15 protein-coding genes are annotated in these 17491 nt (G+C 73.7%); 10 read left to right on the plus strand and 5 right to left on the minus strand.

Annotated features, from left to right (window positions below):
* The 5 genes from WD250_15550 to WD250_15570 all read right to left on the minus strand — a co-directional run.
* Window positions 1-577: hypothetical protein (locus WD250_15550; GenBank protein ID MEX2621631.1), on the minus strand; the 577-nt coding region annotated here is incomplete at its 3' end.
* Window positions 578-724: 147 nt separating this feature from the next.
* Window positions 725-2599 (minus strand): NAD(P)(+) transhydrogenase (Re/Si-specific) subunit beta, encoded by a 1875-nt coding sequence (locus WD250_15555; protein ID MEX2621632.1) that lies wholly within the window; start codon window positions 2597-2599, stop codon window positions 725-727.
* Window positions 2596-4389, minus strand: coding sequence for a condensation domain-containing protein (locus WD250_15560; GenBank protein MEX2621633.1), 1794 nt, complete (start codon window positions 4387-4389; stop codon window positions 2596-2598). The genes WD250_15555 and WD250_15560 overlap by 4 nt, the downstream gene beginning before the upstream one ends.
* 16 nt (window positions 4390-4405) lie before the next feature.
* A complete protein-coding gene (locus tag WD250_15565; protein MEX2621634.1) occupies window positions 4406-5119 on the minus strand; it encodes a hypothetical protein in 714 nt (237 codons plus the stop codon).
* A complete protein-coding gene (locus tag WD250_15570; protein ID MEX2621635.1) occupies window positions 5116-6621 on the minus strand; it encodes a potassium transporter TrkG in 1506 nt (501 codons plus the stop codon). The genes WD250_15565 and WD250_15570 overlap by 4 nt, the downstream gene beginning before the upstream one ends.
* 157 nt (window positions 6622-6778) lie before the next feature.
* Between WD250_15570 and WD250_15575 the strand changes: the two genes are divergently transcribed.
* The 10 genes from WD250_15575 (at window position 6779) to WD250_15620 (ending at window position 17423) form a co-directional block, all read left to right on the plus strand.
* Window positions 6779-7456, plus strand: coding sequence for a hypothetical protein (locus WD250_15575; protein ID MEX2621636.1), 678 nt, complete (start codon window positions 6779-6781; stop codon window positions 7454-7456).
* A gap of 86 nt (window positions 7457-7542) precedes the next feature.
* On the plus strand, window positions 7543-8847 hold the full coding sequence (gene senA, locus WD250_15580; protein ID MEX2621637.1) for a selenoneine synthase SenA: 1305 nt from the start codon (window positions 7543-7545) through the stop codon (window positions 8845-8847).
* Between the two features lie 8 nt (window positions 8848-8855).
* On the plus strand, window positions 8856-9821 hold the full coding sequence (gene senB / locus WD250_15585) for a selenoneine biosynthesis selenosugar synthase SenB (protein ID MEX2621638.1): 966 nt from the start codon (window positions 8856-8858) through the stop codon (window positions 9819-9821).
* A 93-nt stretch (window positions 9822-9914) separates the two neighbouring features.
* A complete protein-coding gene (locus WD250_15590) occupies window positions 9915-11267 on the plus strand; it encodes a choice-of-anchor B family protein (protein MEX2621639.1) in 1353 nt (450 codons plus the stop codon).
* Window positions 11162-12271, plus strand: a complete 1110-nt coding sequence (locus WD250_15595) for a choice-of-anchor B family protein (protein MEX2621640.1) — start codon at window positions 11162-11164, stop codon at window positions 12269-12271. Before WD250_15590 ends, WD250_15595 begins: the two co-directional genes overlap by 106 nt.
* 432 nt (window positions 12272-12703) lie before the next feature.
* Complete coding sequence (locus tag WD250_15600) at window positions 12704-12871, plus strand: hypothetical protein (protein MEX2621641.1); 168 nt, start codon at window positions 12704-12706, stop codon at window positions 12869-12871.
* A gap of 48 nt (window positions 12872-12919) precedes the next feature.
* Complete coding sequence (locus WD250_15605) at window positions 12920-14074, plus strand: serine/threonine-protein kinase (GenBank protein ID MEX2621642.1); 1155 nt, start codon at window positions 12920-12922, stop codon at window positions 14072-14074.
* Window positions 14071-14667 (plus strand): hypothetical protein, encoded by a 597-nt coding sequence (locus tag WD250_15610; GenBank protein ID MEX2621643.1) that lies wholly within the window; start codon window positions 14071-14073, stop codon window positions 14665-14667. Before WD250_15605 ends, WD250_15610 begins: the two co-directional genes overlap by 4 nt.
* 94 nt (window positions 14668-14761) lie before the next feature.
* Window positions 14762-16039: a hypothetical protein gene (locus WD250_15615; protein ID MEX2621644.1), complete on the plus strand. Its 1278-nt coding sequence runs from the start codon at window positions 14762-14764 to the stop codon at window positions 16037-16039.
* Window positions 16040-16049: 10 nt separating this feature from the next.
* The gene (locus WD250_15620; protein ID MEX2621645.1) at window positions 16050-17423 is read left to right on the plus strand and encodes an amidohydrolase; all 1374 of its coding nucleotides are present in this window, start codon (window positions 16050-16052) and stop codon (window positions 17421-17423) included.
* Window positions 17424-17491 lie beyond the last annotated feature (68 nt).

Raw genomic sequence — 17491 nt, forward strand, 5'->3', positions numbered from 1 at the left:
CCCACGCGGCGGTGCCGGCAGGGTCGGCACCGTCCATGGCGCCGGCAGGATCGGCGGTGCCCGCCATGTCGGTGGTGGCGGTGGCGGTCAGGGCCTCGACCGCGTCGGCCAGCGCGCCCACCGCCGCGCCCAACGGCGACCCGGGTGTGGTGGCGCAGCGAGTCAGGCGGGTGCGAGCCTCCACGGTGCGTGGCGCCGTGCCCACCACCCAACCGCCCGCCCCGTCGCCGCCGCCGGCCCCACTGTCATGCTGGCCGTTGCCATCGACGGTCTCGCCGTCATGCTCGTCGTTGTCGTCGACGGTCTCGGTGTCGAACGCGGCGTCGTGGCCGTCGTCCACCGTGGTCGAGGTCGCGTCCCCACCGCCGGGAGTCTCGGTCCAGGGCGTGCCCGCCGCCGCGTCGCCCGTCCACGCCGCGGCGTCGGCGTCGGCGTCGGCGTCGGGTGCGCGGTCGGCGTCGTAGCCGACGGGCTCCTCGCTGGCCAACACGCCGGTCAGCGCGTGCGGGCGCGCCCAGCGGCGCGTGCCCGCAGAGGCGGGTACGTCGCCTGACCGAACCTCCACTGATACGAACATATGTTCGAGTATAGCGGCCTTCGGCGGTGACGGCAAGAGCAAGCCACGAAGATCTTCCGCGTCGTGGATATCTCCCGTGTCGGGGATGTGGTGACAGGCCACCGACGCCGGCGGTGCCCAGACGGCGCGTCAGCGACACGCCGTAGCTCACACGGGGGCGGCTTGGGCCAGCTCGGCGGACAGCTGGCTCAGGATGTCCTTGGCGTCACCGAAGAGCATCATCGTGTTGTCCGCCTCGAAGAGCTCGTTCTTGATGCCCGAGTAGCCCGGCGACAGGCTGCGCTTGATGACGAGCACCTGGCCGGCGTCGCCCACGTCGAGGATCGGCATGCCCGCGATCGGGCTGTCCGCCTGGGTCTTGGCCGCCGGGTTGACCACGTCGTTGGCCCCGACGACGATCACCACATCGGTGTTCTTGAAGTCGTGGTTGATCTGGTCCAGCTCGTACAGCTGCTCGTAGGGCACGTCGGCCTCGGCGAGCACGACGTTCATGTGCCCGGGCATCCGGCCGGCCACGGGGTGGATGGCGAACCGCACGTCGGTGCCCCGCTCGCCCAGCGTCTTGGCGAGGTCGTAGGCGGTGTGCTGGGCACGGGCCGCGGCGAGGCCGTAGCCCGGCACGATCACCACCGACGACGCGGCCTCCAGCAGCATGGCCGCCTCGTCGGGGTGGGTGGACAGGACCTGCTGGTAGTCGTGGTCGCCGTCACCCGCACCACCGCTCTGGGACCCGCCGGCGATGACGTTGGCCAACGACCGGTTCATGGCCTTGCACATGATCTGGGTGAGGATCAGTCCGGCCGCACCGACGATCGTGCCGACGATGACGAGCAGGTTGTTGCCGATGGCGAACCCGGTCGCGGCAGCCGCGAGCCCGGACAGGGAGTTGAGCAGGGCGATGACCACCGGCATGTCCGCGCCGCCGATGGGCAGGACCAGCACGCCGCCGGCGAGCAGGCTGACGGCCAGCACGGCGAGCACGAGGCCCGCGCCGGTCGCGGCGTCGGCGGTGGCGAACGTCGCCGCCAGCCCCAGGGCGAGCCCACCGACGCCGAGCACCGCCATGACCGCCGTGCGCACCGGGATGCGGGGGGCGGCCTTGAGCATGCCGGCGAGCTTGAGCTCGGCGACGATGCTCCCGGAGAACGTCGTCGCGCCGACGAGCACCGACAGCACCAGTGTCACCGCGGCAGTCCCGCCGAGCACCCCCGCAGCCGGCCCTGCTCGTCGAGGAGCAGCCGCACGAACTCCAGGATGTTGCGGGCGTACAGCTGGGACGACTCGGGCGCGAGCTCCGAGGCGAGCTGGTGCGCGCCGACCACGCGCACGCCCCCGTGGTCGACCTCCTCGCCGACGCGGGTCAGCACGCAGTTGCCGCCCTCCTCCGCCGCGAGGTCGAGCACCACAGAGCCCGGCCGCATCCCCGAGACCATGTCCTGGGTCAGCAGTGTGGGGGCGCTGCAGCCCCGCCACGCCCGCCCCCAGGACCACCAGGCGGGCAGGACGCACGGTCCCCGCAGCCGTCATGGACAGCGGGAAGTGCTTGTCGCACCGGTACGCGGCGGTCACGCCCGCCCGGTAGCCCGCGAGGTTGGCCTGCGACGACAGGGCATCCATGCGCTGCGCCCGGCTGATGCGGGGGACGAGCTCGAGCGCGCAGGCGGTGATCTTGCGCTCGGCCAGCGTGCGGACCACCTCGACGTCGCGGTGGGGCGCGAGGAACCCGACGACGACGGCGTGCTCGGCCAGCGCGTCCACCTCGTGACCACCGAGGTCGGCGTTGTCCGCGAGCGGCCCGACGGTGATGACGATGTCGGCGTCCGACCAGAGGGCACCGATGTCGCCGCTGACCCGCGCCCCGGCGTCCTCGTAGCCCGCGTCGGGGTAGCCCGCTGCCGCCCCGGCGCCGGCCTCCACCAGCACATGCACGCCCGCCTCCACGAGCTGGCGGGCCGCGTCGGGGGTGACCGAGACGCGGCGTTCCCCGGGCATGCGGGAACGCGGCACCGAGACCTTCGTCATACCGATGGACTACCCGTGGGCGCACACCTCACGCACCGGCGCAGCTGGTCCAGATAGCACTCGGCGAACCGGCGCGCGGCGTCGGCACCGAACTGCGGGTGGCGGTAGCGAAAGGCGAGGTGAAGCCGGGTGCCCACGGTGGCAGCGCCGAGAGACAGGCCCAGCGGCATCCTCGCAGGCGTCGAGAACCACAGCTCGTCCACCGCTCCGAGATCGCCTCCGAACGAGGGGGGATCGGCGACCCGCCCGAGGTTGGACAGGGCGGCCGTGTCGGAGAACCGCTGGTCGAACGCATCCACCAACACGCGTTTCACCGGCAGGGGCAGCAGCCATGACCAGCTCAGCAGCTCCAGCAGGGACGTGCCCATGCCGCTGCGCTGCTTGCGGCTGGTCTGCGCCGTGACCGCCGCGAGGGTCGCGGCCGGGCTCGTCCGCCGGCGCGGGGTGGTGGAGACCCGTGCGGGCATGGTGAAGTTGCCCACCATCTCGTCGCGCAGGTCGCGCGGGCGCAGGTTCGCGGCGACCAGCACCGTGATGCGGCGACACGGGCGACGGTGCCGCGCGTTCCACGCCGCGACCGCCAGGTGCAGGGCGGCAACGAGCAGGTCATCGACGTCGCCGGCGTGCTCGAAGCCGGCGAGGCGCTGCGTCTCCTCGGCGCTCAGACGGACGTGGTGGAAGCCGTACCCCGGCCGCTCGCGGCCCTGGTGGCGGGCGATGCGGGCGGGCGGAGCGACCAGCTCGCGCAGGCGTTCCGCGAGGGCCAGGTACCGACGGACGCGCATGACGGCATCGGCCGGAGCGTGGTTGCCCATGAGGTCGCGGGCAGCGCGAAGGTCCACCTCGGGCAGCGGGTCGGCGTCACCGGCGTAGGCGCGGGCGATCGAGGTCAGGAGCCGCAGCGCGCCGGTCCCGTCTGTGGCCGCATGGTGGCACGTCAGCAGCAGCACGTCGCCCCGGTCTTGGCGCACCAGGCGGGCACGCAGCGGGGGCGAGGTCGACAGGGAGATCGGTTCGCTGTGCTGTGCCGCCCGTGCAGCCGCAAGCGCGGCGTCGTCGATCTGCGGGCTCACCTGCAACGGGTCGACGTCGAGCTCGGACGGCGTCTCCCAGTAGTTGCGGTTCCATGCGCGCTGGGAGGCCGCCCGGCGGGCGCGCCCCATCGGGTGGCGACGCAGCGCCTGATCGACGGCCGCCCGCAACCGGTCCTCGTCGAGGCTGCCGGCGACGCGCACCTCCAGCTGCACGCTCCACGGCTGCGCCGGCGTGTCGAGCAGGTGCACGACTTCGTCCACGAGGTTGAACGAGAGGTACTGCACGCTCTCGTCGGTGCGGGGCAGCAGCTCCCGACGCAGGTGATCGAGCGCCACGTCGGCCGCATCCGAGCCGTCCGGGCCGTGCAGGAACTCGTCGAGCAGATCGGCGTCGATCTCGATGTTCTCGCCCGCCGTCGGGCACCGGTCACCGCTGTGCTGGCGGCGCGGGAGGCTGAGCACATCGGTGACCAACCCGGCGACGTTGTGGACGGCGATGCGCCAGAAGGCGTAGTGCGCCTCGCCGTCCTTGGTGAAGCGGACCGGGGAGTACCGGTCCACGTGTGCGACGAGGCGCCCGCGCTCCCAGACCAGGTGCACGCTGTTCTCGGCGACCGCCTCGCGGTAGGAGACCGCCCCGGGGTGAAAGACCCGACCGACCGCGTTGTCCCGGTGGAAGCGCCCGCTGGCGTCGAGGTCAGCCAGGAACGCCTCCCGAGCGGGCGTCGCTGCCGGGCGGGATGCTCGTTGGCTCATGCTCGGGTCGCCACGGTCAGCGCCGGCTCGGGGCCGGCCAGCGGCTGCTGCGACGGAAGGCCACGGTCATCGCCGCGGCGACCAGGGCCAGGAGAGAACCCACGATGCGTCGCGCGCGCAGGGGCTGCTGGTCGGTCGTCGTCCCGGGGCTGACGAGGACCGCCTGGTCCGCGCGGACCACGCCCACCTCTCCGCTGGCCGGGTCCACCCGGTGGAAGGTGCCGGTGACCCGCAGGATGTCCCCACGCGCCCGGGGACCCCCCACGGTGTCGACCAGGTCGACGAGCTCGGGCGGCAGGAACACCCCCACCCCGGAGTTGGCGCCGCGGAAGTACCGGTGTGCCGGCAGCGGCGTCAGTACACCCCCGTACGCGTCGTCGTTGAGCTGGATCCACGCGCCGTCACGGCGATCGAGCAGCGCCCCCACGGCCTCGCCCTCGTAGATGACGGCACGCTGGTCGTAGACCGTGGGGCAGTCGTGCACATCGGCGGAGCTGACGCGCAGGGCAGCGGGGGCCGGGGCTCCCCGCTGTGACGGGACACGGCCCCCGCACTCGACCTCGTCACGGACGTCGCCGGCGTCGGGTGCCGGCGCAGGGGGTCCGGCGGCGGGGGGGTGGCGCAGGAGCTCGGCGGTCGTGACCACCCCGGCGAGCAGGGCGAGGAGGGCGGCGGCGGCCAGCAGCATCCGCGGTCGGCTGACCGGTCGGCGGGGATCGGGTGGGCTCACGCCCGCCCCCGCACGATCGCGGCGAGATAGCCGACCAGCACGAAGATGGCGATGAACTCGAGGCGGCCCAGCACCATCTGCGCGATGTAGACGAGCTTGAGCGGCGTCTCCATGTCCGGACGCACGACACCGACCGACAGCCCCCCGGAGCTGGCCGCGGCCGTGGAGTCGAACAGGGCGACCTCCAGGCTGTAGCCGTAGAACAGGCCGACCAGTGTGCCGGTGACGTACAGCAGCAGCCACAGGAGCAGGATCAGCCCCGCGCTCATGACCTGGTGGTTGCGCACGATGCGCCGCCGCCCCGCGTGGTAGCTCTCGAGCACGACGGCGTCGGAGGGCAGCAGCAGCTTGCGGATGTCCCGGCGCAGCCCCTTCAGGACCAGGCCGACCCGCAGGGCCTTGATCCCGCCGGCGGTCGAGCCGGCCATGCCGCCGAGCGCCATGGCGATCACGAGCATGCCGGGCGCGAGCGCTCCCCAGTCGGTGAGGTACAGCCGGCCAGAGACGGTCGCGAGCCCTGTCGTCGTGTGCGCGCTGAGCGTATGGAAGAAGCCATGGCGGAAAAGGGGTCCGAGGTCGGTGAACACCCCGGTGCGCGCGAGCCCGACCACCATGACCGTGAACACCGCCATGAGCGACCACGCGGCCACGCGCGCCTCGAGGTTGCGCACCAGCTCCCGGCCACGACGCTGCCACAGCCAGTAGTGCAGGGCGAAGCTGCTGGCACCCGCCACCATGATCGGCATGAGCACCGCTTCCACCAGCGGGGACCGGTAGAAGGCCACCGACGTCGACTGGACGGCGAAGCCGCCGGTGTCGAAGGCGGTCATGAACAGGTTCGCCGCGTGGTACAGCCCCAACCGGGGCGGCATGCCGGCCACGGCCAGGGCCGCCCACAGCAAGGCGATCCCCGCAATCGCGTACGTCAGTGCGACACGCCAGATGAACCGGGCGGTGCTCAGCACATTGGGCAGGATCTTCTCCTCACGGGCCTCACCGACGTACATGGAGCCGATGGCGCCGCCGCCCTTGGCGAACATGGTCAGGAACACGATGATGATCCCCTGACCCCCCATGAACTGCATGAGGTGGCGCCAGAGGTTCACGCTGCGGGCCATGTGGTCCACGTCGTTGACCAGCGTGAGCCCGATCGTGGCGAACCCGCTCATCGCCTCGAAGTAGGCGTCGAGGTAGGACGCGTAGTGGCCCGACAGCAGCAGGGGCACGGCTCCGAAGACCGGGGCCAGCAACCACGCCGCCCCCACCGCCGCCAGGCCATGGCTGGCCGACAGCTGTGCGGGGGTCCGGCAGACCCGCTCCCCCAGCTGGGCGAAGATGATCGCGAACGCGGCACCCACCACGAAGCCCCACGCCTCGTTGGACTCCCCGAGGGCGAACCCCAGCGCGGCGGGCAGCAGCATCACCAGCCCCACACCCAGCAGGACCCGGGCTGCGTAGAGGCCGATCAGCCGGAAGTCCCGCGGGTCCGGTCGGAACAGCATCGCCCCAGTAGACGCCAGTCCGCGCCCTGGAGCAATCACGCGGCGCGGGCAGGCAATCCGCGCGTGGTCCCCGCCCGAACAGCCGGTGACGAGCTCGGCGCACGCGAGGCATCCGCTTCGCGACGAGCTCGCGACCTCCGCCCGGTGAGGACCTGCCATGACCGCTGCACGCCACCGCCGCCTGCTCACCCTCGCGCTCGCCGGGCTCTCCGCCGGGGCGGGGGCGGCTCACGTCAGCATCATCGCCGAGCACGTCGCCGTGGTCTGGTGGTATGGCGCCGCCTTCGGCCTCGTCGCCCTCTTGCAGCTGGCCTGGGCGGCGGCGCTGGTGCGGCGCTCCCCGAGCCGGCGTGTCCTTGCCGCCGGTGCAATCGGTCATGGCATCGTGCTCGGCGCCTGGGTCCTTGCGCGCACGGCGGGGCTGCCCTTCGTCCCGGGCGACGGATCGTCAGCGGTCGGCCTGCTCGACGGCACCACGGCGCTGTTCCAGGGGCTGATCGTCGCGGGGGTGCTCGCCACGGCGAGTACGGCTGTCCGGCTGCGTCCCCGGCTGCAACAGGCCGTGGGGGTGACCGCTGCAGCCGTGCTGCTGCTCACCGCACCGGTCACCGTCACCGCGCTGGCAGCAGGCCCGGGCCACACGCACGAGGAGCCGCACACCGGACAGACCCGAGCCGACCACGCCGATCAGCCCGGCCACCCCCACCCCGAGCCCGCTGCGCCCACCGACCACGCCGATCAGCCCGGCCACCCCCACCCCGAGCCCGCTGCGCCCACCGACCACGCCGAGCAGCCCGGCCACCCCCACCCCGAGCCGGGCAGCGCCCCGCGCTGAGGCGGATGCGCTCGGAGCGGCCCCGGCGCCACTCGGTCGCCGCATCCCCTCTAGGCTGAGGGCATGCGGCGACCGAAGGGGCACCGGTGAACGCGGGGCTGGCACCTGAGCAACTGGCCGAGTGGGTGCGTGACGCGCGGCAGCGCACGTTGGACCTCGTGGCCGACCTCGACGACGAGCAGCTCATCGGGCCGGTCCTGCCCACCGTGAACCCCCTGCTGTGGGAGATCGGGCACCTGAGCTGGTTCGCGGAGAAGTTCGTGCTGCGGGACGCCCTGGGCGAAGCGCCGATCCTGGCGCAGGCGGACGCCATCTGGGACTCCGGAGCCATCCCGCACGACACCCGCTGGCACCTCGCGCTGCCGACCCGCGCCGAGACCCTGACGTACATGGCCCTGGTGCGCGACCGCATCGCCGCGCGCGTCACCGACGCGGCGTGCACCGATGTGGTGCGCCACCTCGCCCTGTACACCGTCTTCCACGAGGACACGCATACCGAGGCGATCACCTACACCCGACAGGCCCTCGGCTACCCCGCCCCGGAGCTGCCCCGCCTCAGCGGGACGTCTGCCGCCGAGCCCGACGCCGGCAGCCTTCCCGGCGACGCGCAGGTGCCCGGGGGCGTCCACCTGCTCGGGGCGCTGCGCGCCGACCCGTTCGTGTACGACAACGAGAAGTGGGCGCACCCGGTCGAGGTCGAGTCCTTCGCCATGGCCCGTGCGCCGGTGACCCAGGGTGAGTTCGCGAGCTTCGTGGATGACGGCGGCTACCTCCGCCCCGAGCTGTGGGGCGCCGGCGCGGAGTGGCTGCACGCCGGCGGGGCCGCCCACCCGGTCTACTGGCGCCGCGACGGCGAGGGCTGGGCCCGTCGCGACTTCGACCGCTGGGTGGCCCTGGAGCCGGCACGTCCCATGGTGCACGTCTCCTACTGGGAGGCGGCGGCCTACTGCCGTTGGGCCGGCCGGCGCCTACCGACCGAGGTCGAGTGGGAGGTCGCTGCCGGCGCCGAGCCCGGCGACGCGGGGTTCCGCGACGCCCGTCGACCGGCCCCGTGGGGCGAGGACGAGACCATCCCCGGCCACGCCAACCTCGACTGGCGGGCCATGGGCACCGTCGACGTGGGGGCGCACGCCAGCGGTGACAGCGCCTTCGGCGTGCGCCAGATGTTCGGCAACGTCTGGGAGTGGACGGCCTCGACCTTCCAGCCGTACCCGAACTTCGAGCAGGACGCCTACCGCGACAACTCCTGGCCGTGGTTCGCCGAGGGCCGCAAGGTGCTGCGAGGCGGCGCGTGGGCCACGCGGGCGCGCTACGTCCGCACCACGTATCGCAACTACTTCACGCCCGGCCGGCGTGACGTGCTTGCCGGCTTCCGCACCTGCGCGCGCTGAGACCGGCGATGCACGTCGAGATCGTCACGCCCGCGCCGCCGAGCTCGCACAACGGCAACCGTGTCACCGCGCTGCGCTGGGCGCGCTTGCTCCGTGAGCTGGGCCACCGGGTCACGGTGACCACCGCGTGGTCGGGCGTCGCGGCGGATGTGCTCGTGGCGCTGCACGCCCGGCGCAGCGCCGCAGCCGCCCGCGCGTTCACCGCCGCGCACCCGCGGCGCCCGGTGATCGTCGCGCTGACCGGCACCGACCTGTACCAGGACCTCACCGAGTCCCCCGAGACCCAGACGGCCATGGAGGCGGCGGCCGCCCTGGTGGTGCTCCAGCCGCTGGCGCGGACCGCGGTACCCAGCCACCTGCGATCCCGGGTGCACGTGATCCACCAGTCGGTGACCGTCCCCGAGGCCCCGCCCGATGGTGACCGGCCGGGACGCTTCGACGTCGTCTTCCTCGCGCACCTGCGGGCCGTGAAGGACCCGCTGCTGGTGGCCAAGGCGACCCGGCTGCTGCCGGCGGACTCCGCGGTGCGGGTCACCCATCTCGGCGCCGCGCTCGACCGGGACCTCGGTGAGCGGGCGGCGGCCGAGACCGAGGCCAACCCCCGCTATCGCTGGCTCGGCGACCGGCCGCGTGCCGAGGCCCTGACACGCCTGGCCCGCAGCCGCCTGCTCGTGCTGACGTCCCGCCTGGAGGGCGGCGCCAACGTGGTCTCCGAGGCGCTCGCCGCAACCACCCCCGTGCTGTCCACGCGCATCGACGGCTCGGTCGGTCTGCTCGGGAGGGACTACCCCGGCTACTTCCCCGTCGGCGACGCGGGCGCACTGGCGGACCTGCTGCACCGTGCCGCCACCGACGACACGTACCTCGGCGACCTGGCCGCCCACGTGCAGGCGCGCCGCGACCTGGTCGACCCGGTCCGCGAGCGCCGCGCGTGGGCGGACCTGCTGCGCGCCGTCACCGGGTCCATGCCGTGACGTCCCCTCACGACCGGTCGTTGTAGGTTGTCGGCGATCTCACCACGGCTGTTTCTGCCACCATGTGGGGCTCATCGGTACCAGGAGGGTGTCATGCACGGGACGGCCTTGCGGTCTCCGCGCCGGTACGCGGCTGTCAGCGTCGCGGTCGGACTGCTCCTCGCGGCGACGGTCGGGGTCCCGGGAGCGGGGGCGCATCCGGGACACGAGGACCCGCAGAGCGGGGGCATCGGGGTCCAGGTGCACAGCCCCGGCTGGCTGTCCGGGTTCCGCACCGCCAGCCAGTGGGACGGCACGGCGCCGGTGGCGGACCAGAACGCCGACCTGGTCTACGCCGGCACCGGGTGCACGCCGCTTGCCTACGCCACGGTGGAGGTCGCGGGCAAGATCGCCCTGGTCGACGCGGTGGAAGGGCAGGACCTGTTCGACGTCTGCCCGGTCGCGACGTTCAAGCAGAAGATGGAGCTCGCCGAGCAGCTCGGCGCCATCGGGCTCGTCCAGGTCAGCGACACCGACGAGCCGGCACCGGGCAACGCCATCGACTCGGGCATCCCGGGCCTCGAGCTGACCCGCAGTGACGGGGCACCGATCCGTGACGCGGTGCTTGCCGGCGCGGCGGCGGTCAACGTGACCCTCACCTCCACCCACGACCAGGTTGACCTCTCCGAACGGCTGTCGAACGTAGCCTGCGTGGACGGCCGGGCCGACGTGTTCGAGTGCGACGGCATCGACCTGCTCGGGTTCGTGCCGCACGCCGAGTTCGCGGGCGACACCGATTTGCGCCAGTTGCTCGGCGGCGGTGTGAGCGACCTGTGGGGGTGGACCGATCCCGACACCGGCGACGAGTACGTGATCATCGGCAAGACCAACGGGGTCGCGTTCTTCCGCATCACCGACCCCACCGCCCCCGTCCACCTCGGCGAGCTGCCCAACCGGGCGCTGCTGCACCAGCACTGGCACGACATCAAGGTCTACGACGACCACGCGTTCATCGTCAGCGAGTCCAACCCGCACGGGATGGCGGTGTTCGACCTCACCCGGCTGCGCGGCGTGGAAGCGGCGCAGACGTGGACCGAGGACGGCCTCTACCCGCTGCCGGTTGCCGCCCACAACCTGGAGATCAACACCGACACCGGCTTCGCCTACATCGTGGGCGGCAACGCGGCACTGGTCGTGCCCGACCAGTGCCTGTCGGGCCTGCACATGGTCGACGTCTCCACGCCGACGCTGCCGGTGTTCGCGGGCTGCTACACCGAGGAGGGCGGTCCGGGCACGCTCGGGCGCACGCTCGGGGAACCGGTCGACGAGCTCTCCCCTGCCGCCTACGTCCACGACACCCAGTGCGTCCTCTACGACGGCCCGGACACACCCACTACACCGGCCGGGAGCTCTGCTTCAACTCCGCGGAGGACAAGGTCGTCATCGTCGACGTCACCGACAAGCTGACCCCGGTGACCGTGGGCATGACCGACTACCCGAACGTGGGCTACACCCACCAGGGGTGGCTGACCGAGGATCACGCCTACCTGATCGTCAACGACGAGCTCGACGAGGTGACGCACGACATCGACACCCGCACGGTCGTGCTCGACGTGACCAACCTGCAGGAGCCGACGGTGCACGTCGAGCACACCCACGACACGCGCTCGATCACCCACAACAACTACGTCCACGGCGACCGCGTCTACCAGTCGAACTACACCAGCGGGTTGCGGGTGCTCGACACCACGGGCCTGGACGACGCCGATCCGGGCCTGGACGAGGTCGCCTTCTTCGACACCTTCCCGGCGCACGGCGATCCGACGTTCGAGGGCTCCTGGTCGAACTACCCGTTCTTCGAGTCCGGCACGATCGCGGTCAGCGGCATCGACGAGGGGCTGTTCCTGCTGCGCCTCCAGGACAGCGCGGGTGACCCCGAGGAGCCGCTGGTCGCCCTCGGCTGCACGAGCTGCCCGCTCCAGGTCCGCGCGGGCGAGAGCGGCGTGGCGCAGGTCACCCTCCGCAACACCGGGGCGGCCGCCGACACGTACGCGCTCACGCTCGGCCAGCTGCCCGAGCGCTGGCTCGCGGCGGTGGAACCCCAGGAGGTCACCGTGGGCCCGGGCGACACGGCCGAGGTGGCCGTCACCGTCGGGATGCCGCGGCGGACCCCGGCGGGCACGTCCACCCTGACGGTCACCGCGACGTCCACCACCGACCCGGAGGTCGCCGGCGCGGCGCCGGTCGAGGTGCACGTCACCAACGGGCAGCCCTCCAACCCGGGCTCGACCCAGGCTGCCGGCGTGCCCGGCCCGGACACCCGGACGGCAGCCGGACCGACGGGTGCCGACGCCGCGATGGTCGCGGCCGTGGACGACACCGGCGTCCCCCTGCCCGGCGTGGCGCTGGCCTTGCTCCTGCTCGTCGGCGGGTCGACCGTGAGCCGCTACCTCGTCCTCCGGCGACGCTGACAGCCCCAGCCTGCGGGGGTCCCAGCGGCGAACGGTACACCGCGTGAGGGCAACAGGACCCACAGGCAGCGAAGGGGCTGGCGCGGCGGTGGGCGGTCCGGCGGTCGGTCAGGCCGGTCGGGACCCGGGCCTGTGTCGTCCTGGTCGCGGAATCCGCAACCCTGCCTACACAGGCTTGGTGCCCGGGCGGCCGCCACGGCCGCCCGATGGTCGTGCTCTACGACGCGCGCGACCGGGCACACGAAGACGGCCACGTGGTACGCGGGCCCGGCGTCGACGTCGGGACGCCACCCGGCCGTTCGACCACGACGCCTTGACCGGTTGGCCACCGGCACGCGGTAAACACTTGGTCAAGGTTGGGCCCGCGGGGTGTTGCCGGCCACACCGCCTGGCTACGGTGCGCTCCCGCCGACTGAAGACCGAGGAGGACCCATGTCCGAGCCCACCGCCGACATCTGGGGTCACTGCGAGTGGTGCAGCCGCTGGTTCGCCTGCCCCACCTGGTTCGACAAGCACGCTGCCCAGCCCCTGTGTCCCGTCTGCTTGTCCGAGCCCGCAGCGATCGAGAACCGCGCGCTGGTGGTCGACGGGTCCCGCTGACCTTCACAACCCCGGTTAGGGAGGGCTGCGGTGCGGTAGGTTCCCCTGATGCCCGTACCCCCTGACGATGCGTCGCGCCCGCCCGCCGACGGGCACGGCACCGTGGCGGCAGCCATCACCGCCGATACGATCCTTGGGGAGCGCTACCACCTGGAGACCGTGGTCGGGCGGGGTGGTATGGCCGACGTCTACCGCGCCCGCGACCTGGTGCTCGAGCGTGCCGTGGCCGTCAAGGTCGTGCGCGGCGCCGGCGACGACGACACGCGGCGGTTCACCCGCGAGATCCGCGCGATGGCGGCGCTCAGCCACCCGGGGATCGTGCAGCTGTTCGATGCCGGCACCCACCAGGGGAGCCCGTACCTGGTCATGGAGCTGATCGAGGGCACGGACCTGCCGTCCACACTCGCCGCCGGTCCCATGGACGCGACGCGGACCGCGACCCTCGGTCAGGAGCTCGCGCGGGCCCTCGCCCATGCCCACGGGATCGGCATCGTGCACCGCGACGTGAAGCCCGCCAACGTGCTGCTCGGTGCCGACGGTCGCAGCCTCCTGTCCGATTTCGGCATCGCGCGGCTGACCGAGGCCACGCGGCTCACCTCGCCGGGCATGACCGCGGGCACCGCCGGCTACCTGGCGCCAGAGCAGCTGGAGGCTGCCGACGTCGGACCGGCGGCCGACGTCTACGCGCTCGGTCTGGTGCTGCTCGAAGCCCTGACCGGGCGCAAGGAGTTCACGGGCACTGCGGTCGAGGCCGCCATGGCCCGCCTGCAACGCGACCCGGTCGTGCCGGACGACCTGCCAGCGCCCTGGCCCGGGCTCCTGGCGGCGATGACGGCCCGCGATCCTGCACCGCGCCCCAGCGCGACGGAGGTGGCGACGTGGCTGTCCACCGGCCAGGCGCCGGCGGACTCGGGGCAGCCCGCCGACGCCACCGCCGACGCCACCGCCGAGCAGACGATGACTCTGCCGCGCCGACCCCCAGCCACCACGGCGGCCCCGGCCGCCGGGAGCGGGCCCGGGCGTCGCGCGGTCGCGGGCGTGGTCGCGCTGCTGGTCATCGCCGCCGCGCTCGTCGCGGTCGTGCTCGCCAACCCCGGCGGCACGCCGGGCCAAGATTCCCCACCGCCGCCCGCTGCGGAGGGCACCCTGCCCGCCGAGCTCGACGAGGCGATGCGCCGGCTCGAGGAGAGCGTGCGCCCGTGAGTCGGGTGGTGGCGCTGCTCGTCGCGGTCGGCCTCCTGTGGGGGTGCAGCGCGGGGGCCCTGTCCGACGAGGCCGCGCAGGACCTCCAGCGGCACACCGCGGCCGTGCGCGCTGCCGCGGAGGCCGGGGACCCCGAGGCCGCGATGCAGGCGCTCGACGACCTGCGGACGGCGCTGGATACCCGCCGTGCCGCCGGTGAGGTCACCGATGCCCGCGCCGGGGAGATCGCCGCTGCCGCCGAGGAGGTCGCCGGCCTGCTCCCGGCCACCCCGGGCGAGGGCGAGGAAGCCCCGACCCCCCAGCCGACGTCGTCCGAACCCGCCCCCATCGAGGAGCCCCCACCGCCACCACCGCCGGCCCCCGAGGAGGGGGGCGACGGCGGGGACGGCGGGGACGGCGAGGAGGGGGGCGACGGCGGGAACGACGGGGACGGGGACGGCGGCGACGGGGACCGGGACGGCGACGGGGACGGCGACGAGAACGACGGCGGCGACGAGGACGGCGACGTCGGCCCCGGCGATGATGATGATGACGACGAGGACGGGGACAGGCCGCGCGGTCCGGACGGCGAAGGCCCACCGGGCCAGGGCTGACACGTGGCGTTGAGGATCAGGGCCGCGTGGTGGCCCTGATCCTGCACAGCCCGGCAACCGGTCAGACGGGGACCCGGGTGCCAGACTCGGGGGCGTGAGCATCCCCCTTCTCGCACACGGTTTCGGCGACATCGGCGACCTGCCGGTGACGCTGCCCGTGCTGCTGGCGGTCGCCGGGGGCGCGGTCATGGGCACCGCCGCGCTGCTCGGGGCGCGGGCGACGGGCAGCGGCCGCGCCCGCCCGGGCCGGCGTCTGCCTGCGGGTGTCACCGCGGTCGCCGACCACCCGGTGGCGCGCGGCCTGCTGCGCGCCGGCGCGGCAGCCCTGCTCGGCCTGGCGGCCGTGACGGCGGCCCTGGGTGCCGACGACTTCCTCACCAACCCCGCGCCGGCGCTCTTCTTCGCCGCCTTCTGGGTGGGCGTGCTGCTGGTGGGGTCGGTGCTGCTCGGGCCCGTGTGGCGGGTCGCGAACCCGCTGCGGGCGGTCTCCGGCGGCCTCGCCCGCCTCTCGGGTGATCCCCACGACCGGCTGGTGCGACCGCTGCCGGAGCGTCTGGGCGTGTGGCCGGGAGCAGCCATGCTCGCCGTGGTGGTGTGGGCGGAGCTGGTGGCGACCCGCCGGCCGATCACCGTCCTGGTCCTGCTCGCCGCCTACGCCCTCACCCAGGTGGGCGCCGCGGCGGTGTACGGGCGCGCCTGGTACCGCCACGGGGACGGCTTCCAGGTCTACTCGACGATGGTGGGGTGGCTCGCGCCGCTCGGCCGCGATCCTGGCGGGGCCCTAGTGGTGCGCAGCCCCCGGCGTCGCCTGGCCGCGTTGGAGGCCCCCGCCGGTCTGCTCGCGGTCGTGGCCGTGCTGCTCGGCGGGCACCTGTTCGACAGCCTGAGCGACACCCTGGCGTGGCAGCAGGTGCTCTTCGGACGCCCCCGCGCCGCCCTGCAGACCGCGGGCCTGGCCGCGTGCATCGGCGCGGTCGGCGCCCTGGGCGCCGGCGTGACACGCGCCCGGTTCCTGCGCCCGGCACTGGTGCCCCTGGTGGTGGCGTACGGTGTCGCGCACCACTTCGGCCCGCTGCTCGTCGAGCTCCAACACGCGGCCATCACCCTGTCCGACCCGTTCGGCCGGGGCGCTGACCTGCTCGGGCTGACCGGGCGGGAGGTCACCTACGAGGCGGTCCCCGCCGCCCTGGCCGCCGTGAGCCAGCTCGTCGCCTTCATCGGCTTCCACGTCCTGGCGGTGGTCGTGGCCCACGACCGGGCGTTCGCCCGTTACGACCCGCGGGGGGCCCGCGCCGTGCAGTTCCCGCTGCGGGTCCTGCTCGTGGTGTCGGTCGTGGGCGGCGTGGCCCTGCGCTTCGCCGGTCCTGGGTAGGGTGCGGGCCATGGATGACCAACCTCGACAGCCCTACCCCGGCCACATCGCGCGGTTGGCGGCCCGGATCGAGGCCGACATGGCCGCGGCCGAACCACTCGGCTCGCCGCACGACGGCGCCCCCGCCGAGCTGCGCACCGCGGTGAGCTCGGCGGTGGAACGGCGGACCGACGACCTGATCGCGCTGTCCCACGAGGTCCACGCCCACCCCGAGGTCGGTTTCACCGAGCATCGCGCCGTGGCCGCCGTCGCCCGGTTGCTCGGCGAGCACGGCCACGATGCCGAGGTGGGGGCGTTCGGCCTGCCCACCGCCCTGCGCGCCCGCGTCGGCGCGGGTCACCCGCGGGTGGCCGTGATCGCCGAGTACGACGCACTCCCCGGCATCGGGCACGCCTGCGGCCACAACGTGATCTGCGCCACCGCCGTCGGCGCCTTCCTGGCCCTTGCCGACACGGCCGCCGACCTCGGGGGGTCGGTCGAGCTGATCGGAACACCGGCCGAGGAGGGCGGGGGCGGCAAGGAGCTCATCGCCCAGGCCGGCGGGTTCGACGAGATCGACGTGGCGGTGATGGCGCACCCGTCGGGATTCGACGTGGCCGAGCACCGCTGGCTCGGGGTCCGCCAGGTCGAGGTGGTCTACCGCGGCCGGGCGGCGCACGCCTCCCTGACGCCGTTCCTCGGGGTGAACGCGCTCGACGCAGCGGTGGCGGCCTACACCGGGATCGCCCAGCTGCGCCAGCACATGCTGCCCGGGGACCGGATGCACGGCATCATCACCGACGGCGGCCAGCGGCCCAACATCGTGCCGGACCGCGCGGCGGCCACGTTCTACCTGCGCTCCTCCGAGCCCGACACGCTGGTCGAGCTCAGCGAACGCGCCGACGCCATCTTCCAGGCCGCTGCCGCCGCCAGCGGTGCCGCGGTCGACGTCACCTGGGACCCGTGCCCGACGTACCTGCCCGTGCGCAGCAACCACGCCCTGGCCGCGCGCTACGCCGCGAACATGGCCGCTCGGGGCCGGCGCGTCCTGCCGGCCGGAATCGTGCCGCTGGACCTGGCCGGGTCCACCGACATGGGCAACGTCAGCGTCCGCGTCCCGTCGATCCACCCGTTCCTGGCGATCTCCCCGCCCGAGGTCACGATCCACACCCCCGACTTCGCGCACTGGGCCGCCAGCGACCTGGCCGACCGCGGCACCGTGGACGGGGCCACGGCCCTGGCGCTGACCGCGGCCGACTACCTCACCGACGCCGCCTTGCGCGAGGCCGTCCACGACGAGTTCGATGCCGCCGGCGGCGTGGTCGACGTGGACGCCCTCCTCGCCACGGCCGGCCGGCCACCCCCACCGTGGCGGGGTGGCCCGGCCACCTCCCCGGGCGGGTAGCCCGGCCAGACCCCCACCCCCACCGTGGCGGGGTGGCCCGGCCACCTCCCCGGGCGGGTAGCCCGGCC

The organism is Egibacteraceae bacterium (assembly GCA_040905805.1).
GTDB lineage: Bacteria > Actinomycetota > Nitriliruptoria > Euzebyales > Egibacteraceae > DATLGH01.

What these genes read in the sequence shown, in the direction of transcription:
- WD250_15605 (MEX2621642.1), top strand. Translation starts at nt 12,920, where the DNA reads ATGCCCGTACCCCCTGACGATGCGTCGCGCCCGCCCGCCGACGGGCAC.
- WD250_15570 (MEX2621635.1), bottom strand. Translation starts at nt 6,621, where the DNA reads ATGCTGTTCCGACCGGACCCGCGGGACTTCCGGCTGATCGGCCTCTAC.
- WD250_15600 (MEX2621641.1), top strand. Translation starts at nt 12,704, where the DNA reads ATGTCCGAGCCCACCGCCGACATCTGGGGTCACTGCGAGTGGTGCAGC.
- WD250_15575 (MEX2621636.1), top strand. Translation starts at nt 6,779, where the DNA reads ATGACCGCTGCACGCCACCGCCGCCTGCTCACCCTCGCGCTCGCCGGG.
- WD250_15560 (MEX2621633.1), bottom strand. Translation starts at nt 4,389, where the DNA reads ATGAGCCAACGAGCATCCCGCCCGGCAGCGACGCCCGCTCGGGAGGCG.
- WD250_15555 (MEX2621632.1), bottom strand. Translation starts at nt 2,599, where the DNA reads ATGACGAAGGTCTCGGTGCCGCGTTCCCGCATGCCCGGGGAACGCCGC.
- senB (MEX2621638.1), top strand. Translation starts at nt 8,856, where the DNA reads ATGCACGTCGAGATCGTCACGCCCGCGCCGCCGAGCTCGCACAACGGC.
- WD250_15620 (MEX2621645.1), top strand. Translation starts at nt 16,050, where the DNA reads ATGGATGACCAACCTCGACAGCCCTACCCCGGCCACATCGCGCGGTTG.
- WD250_15590 (MEX2621639.1), top strand. Translation starts at nt 9,915, where the DNA reads ATGCACGGGACGGCCTTGCGGTCTCCGCGCCGGTACGCGGCTGTCAGC.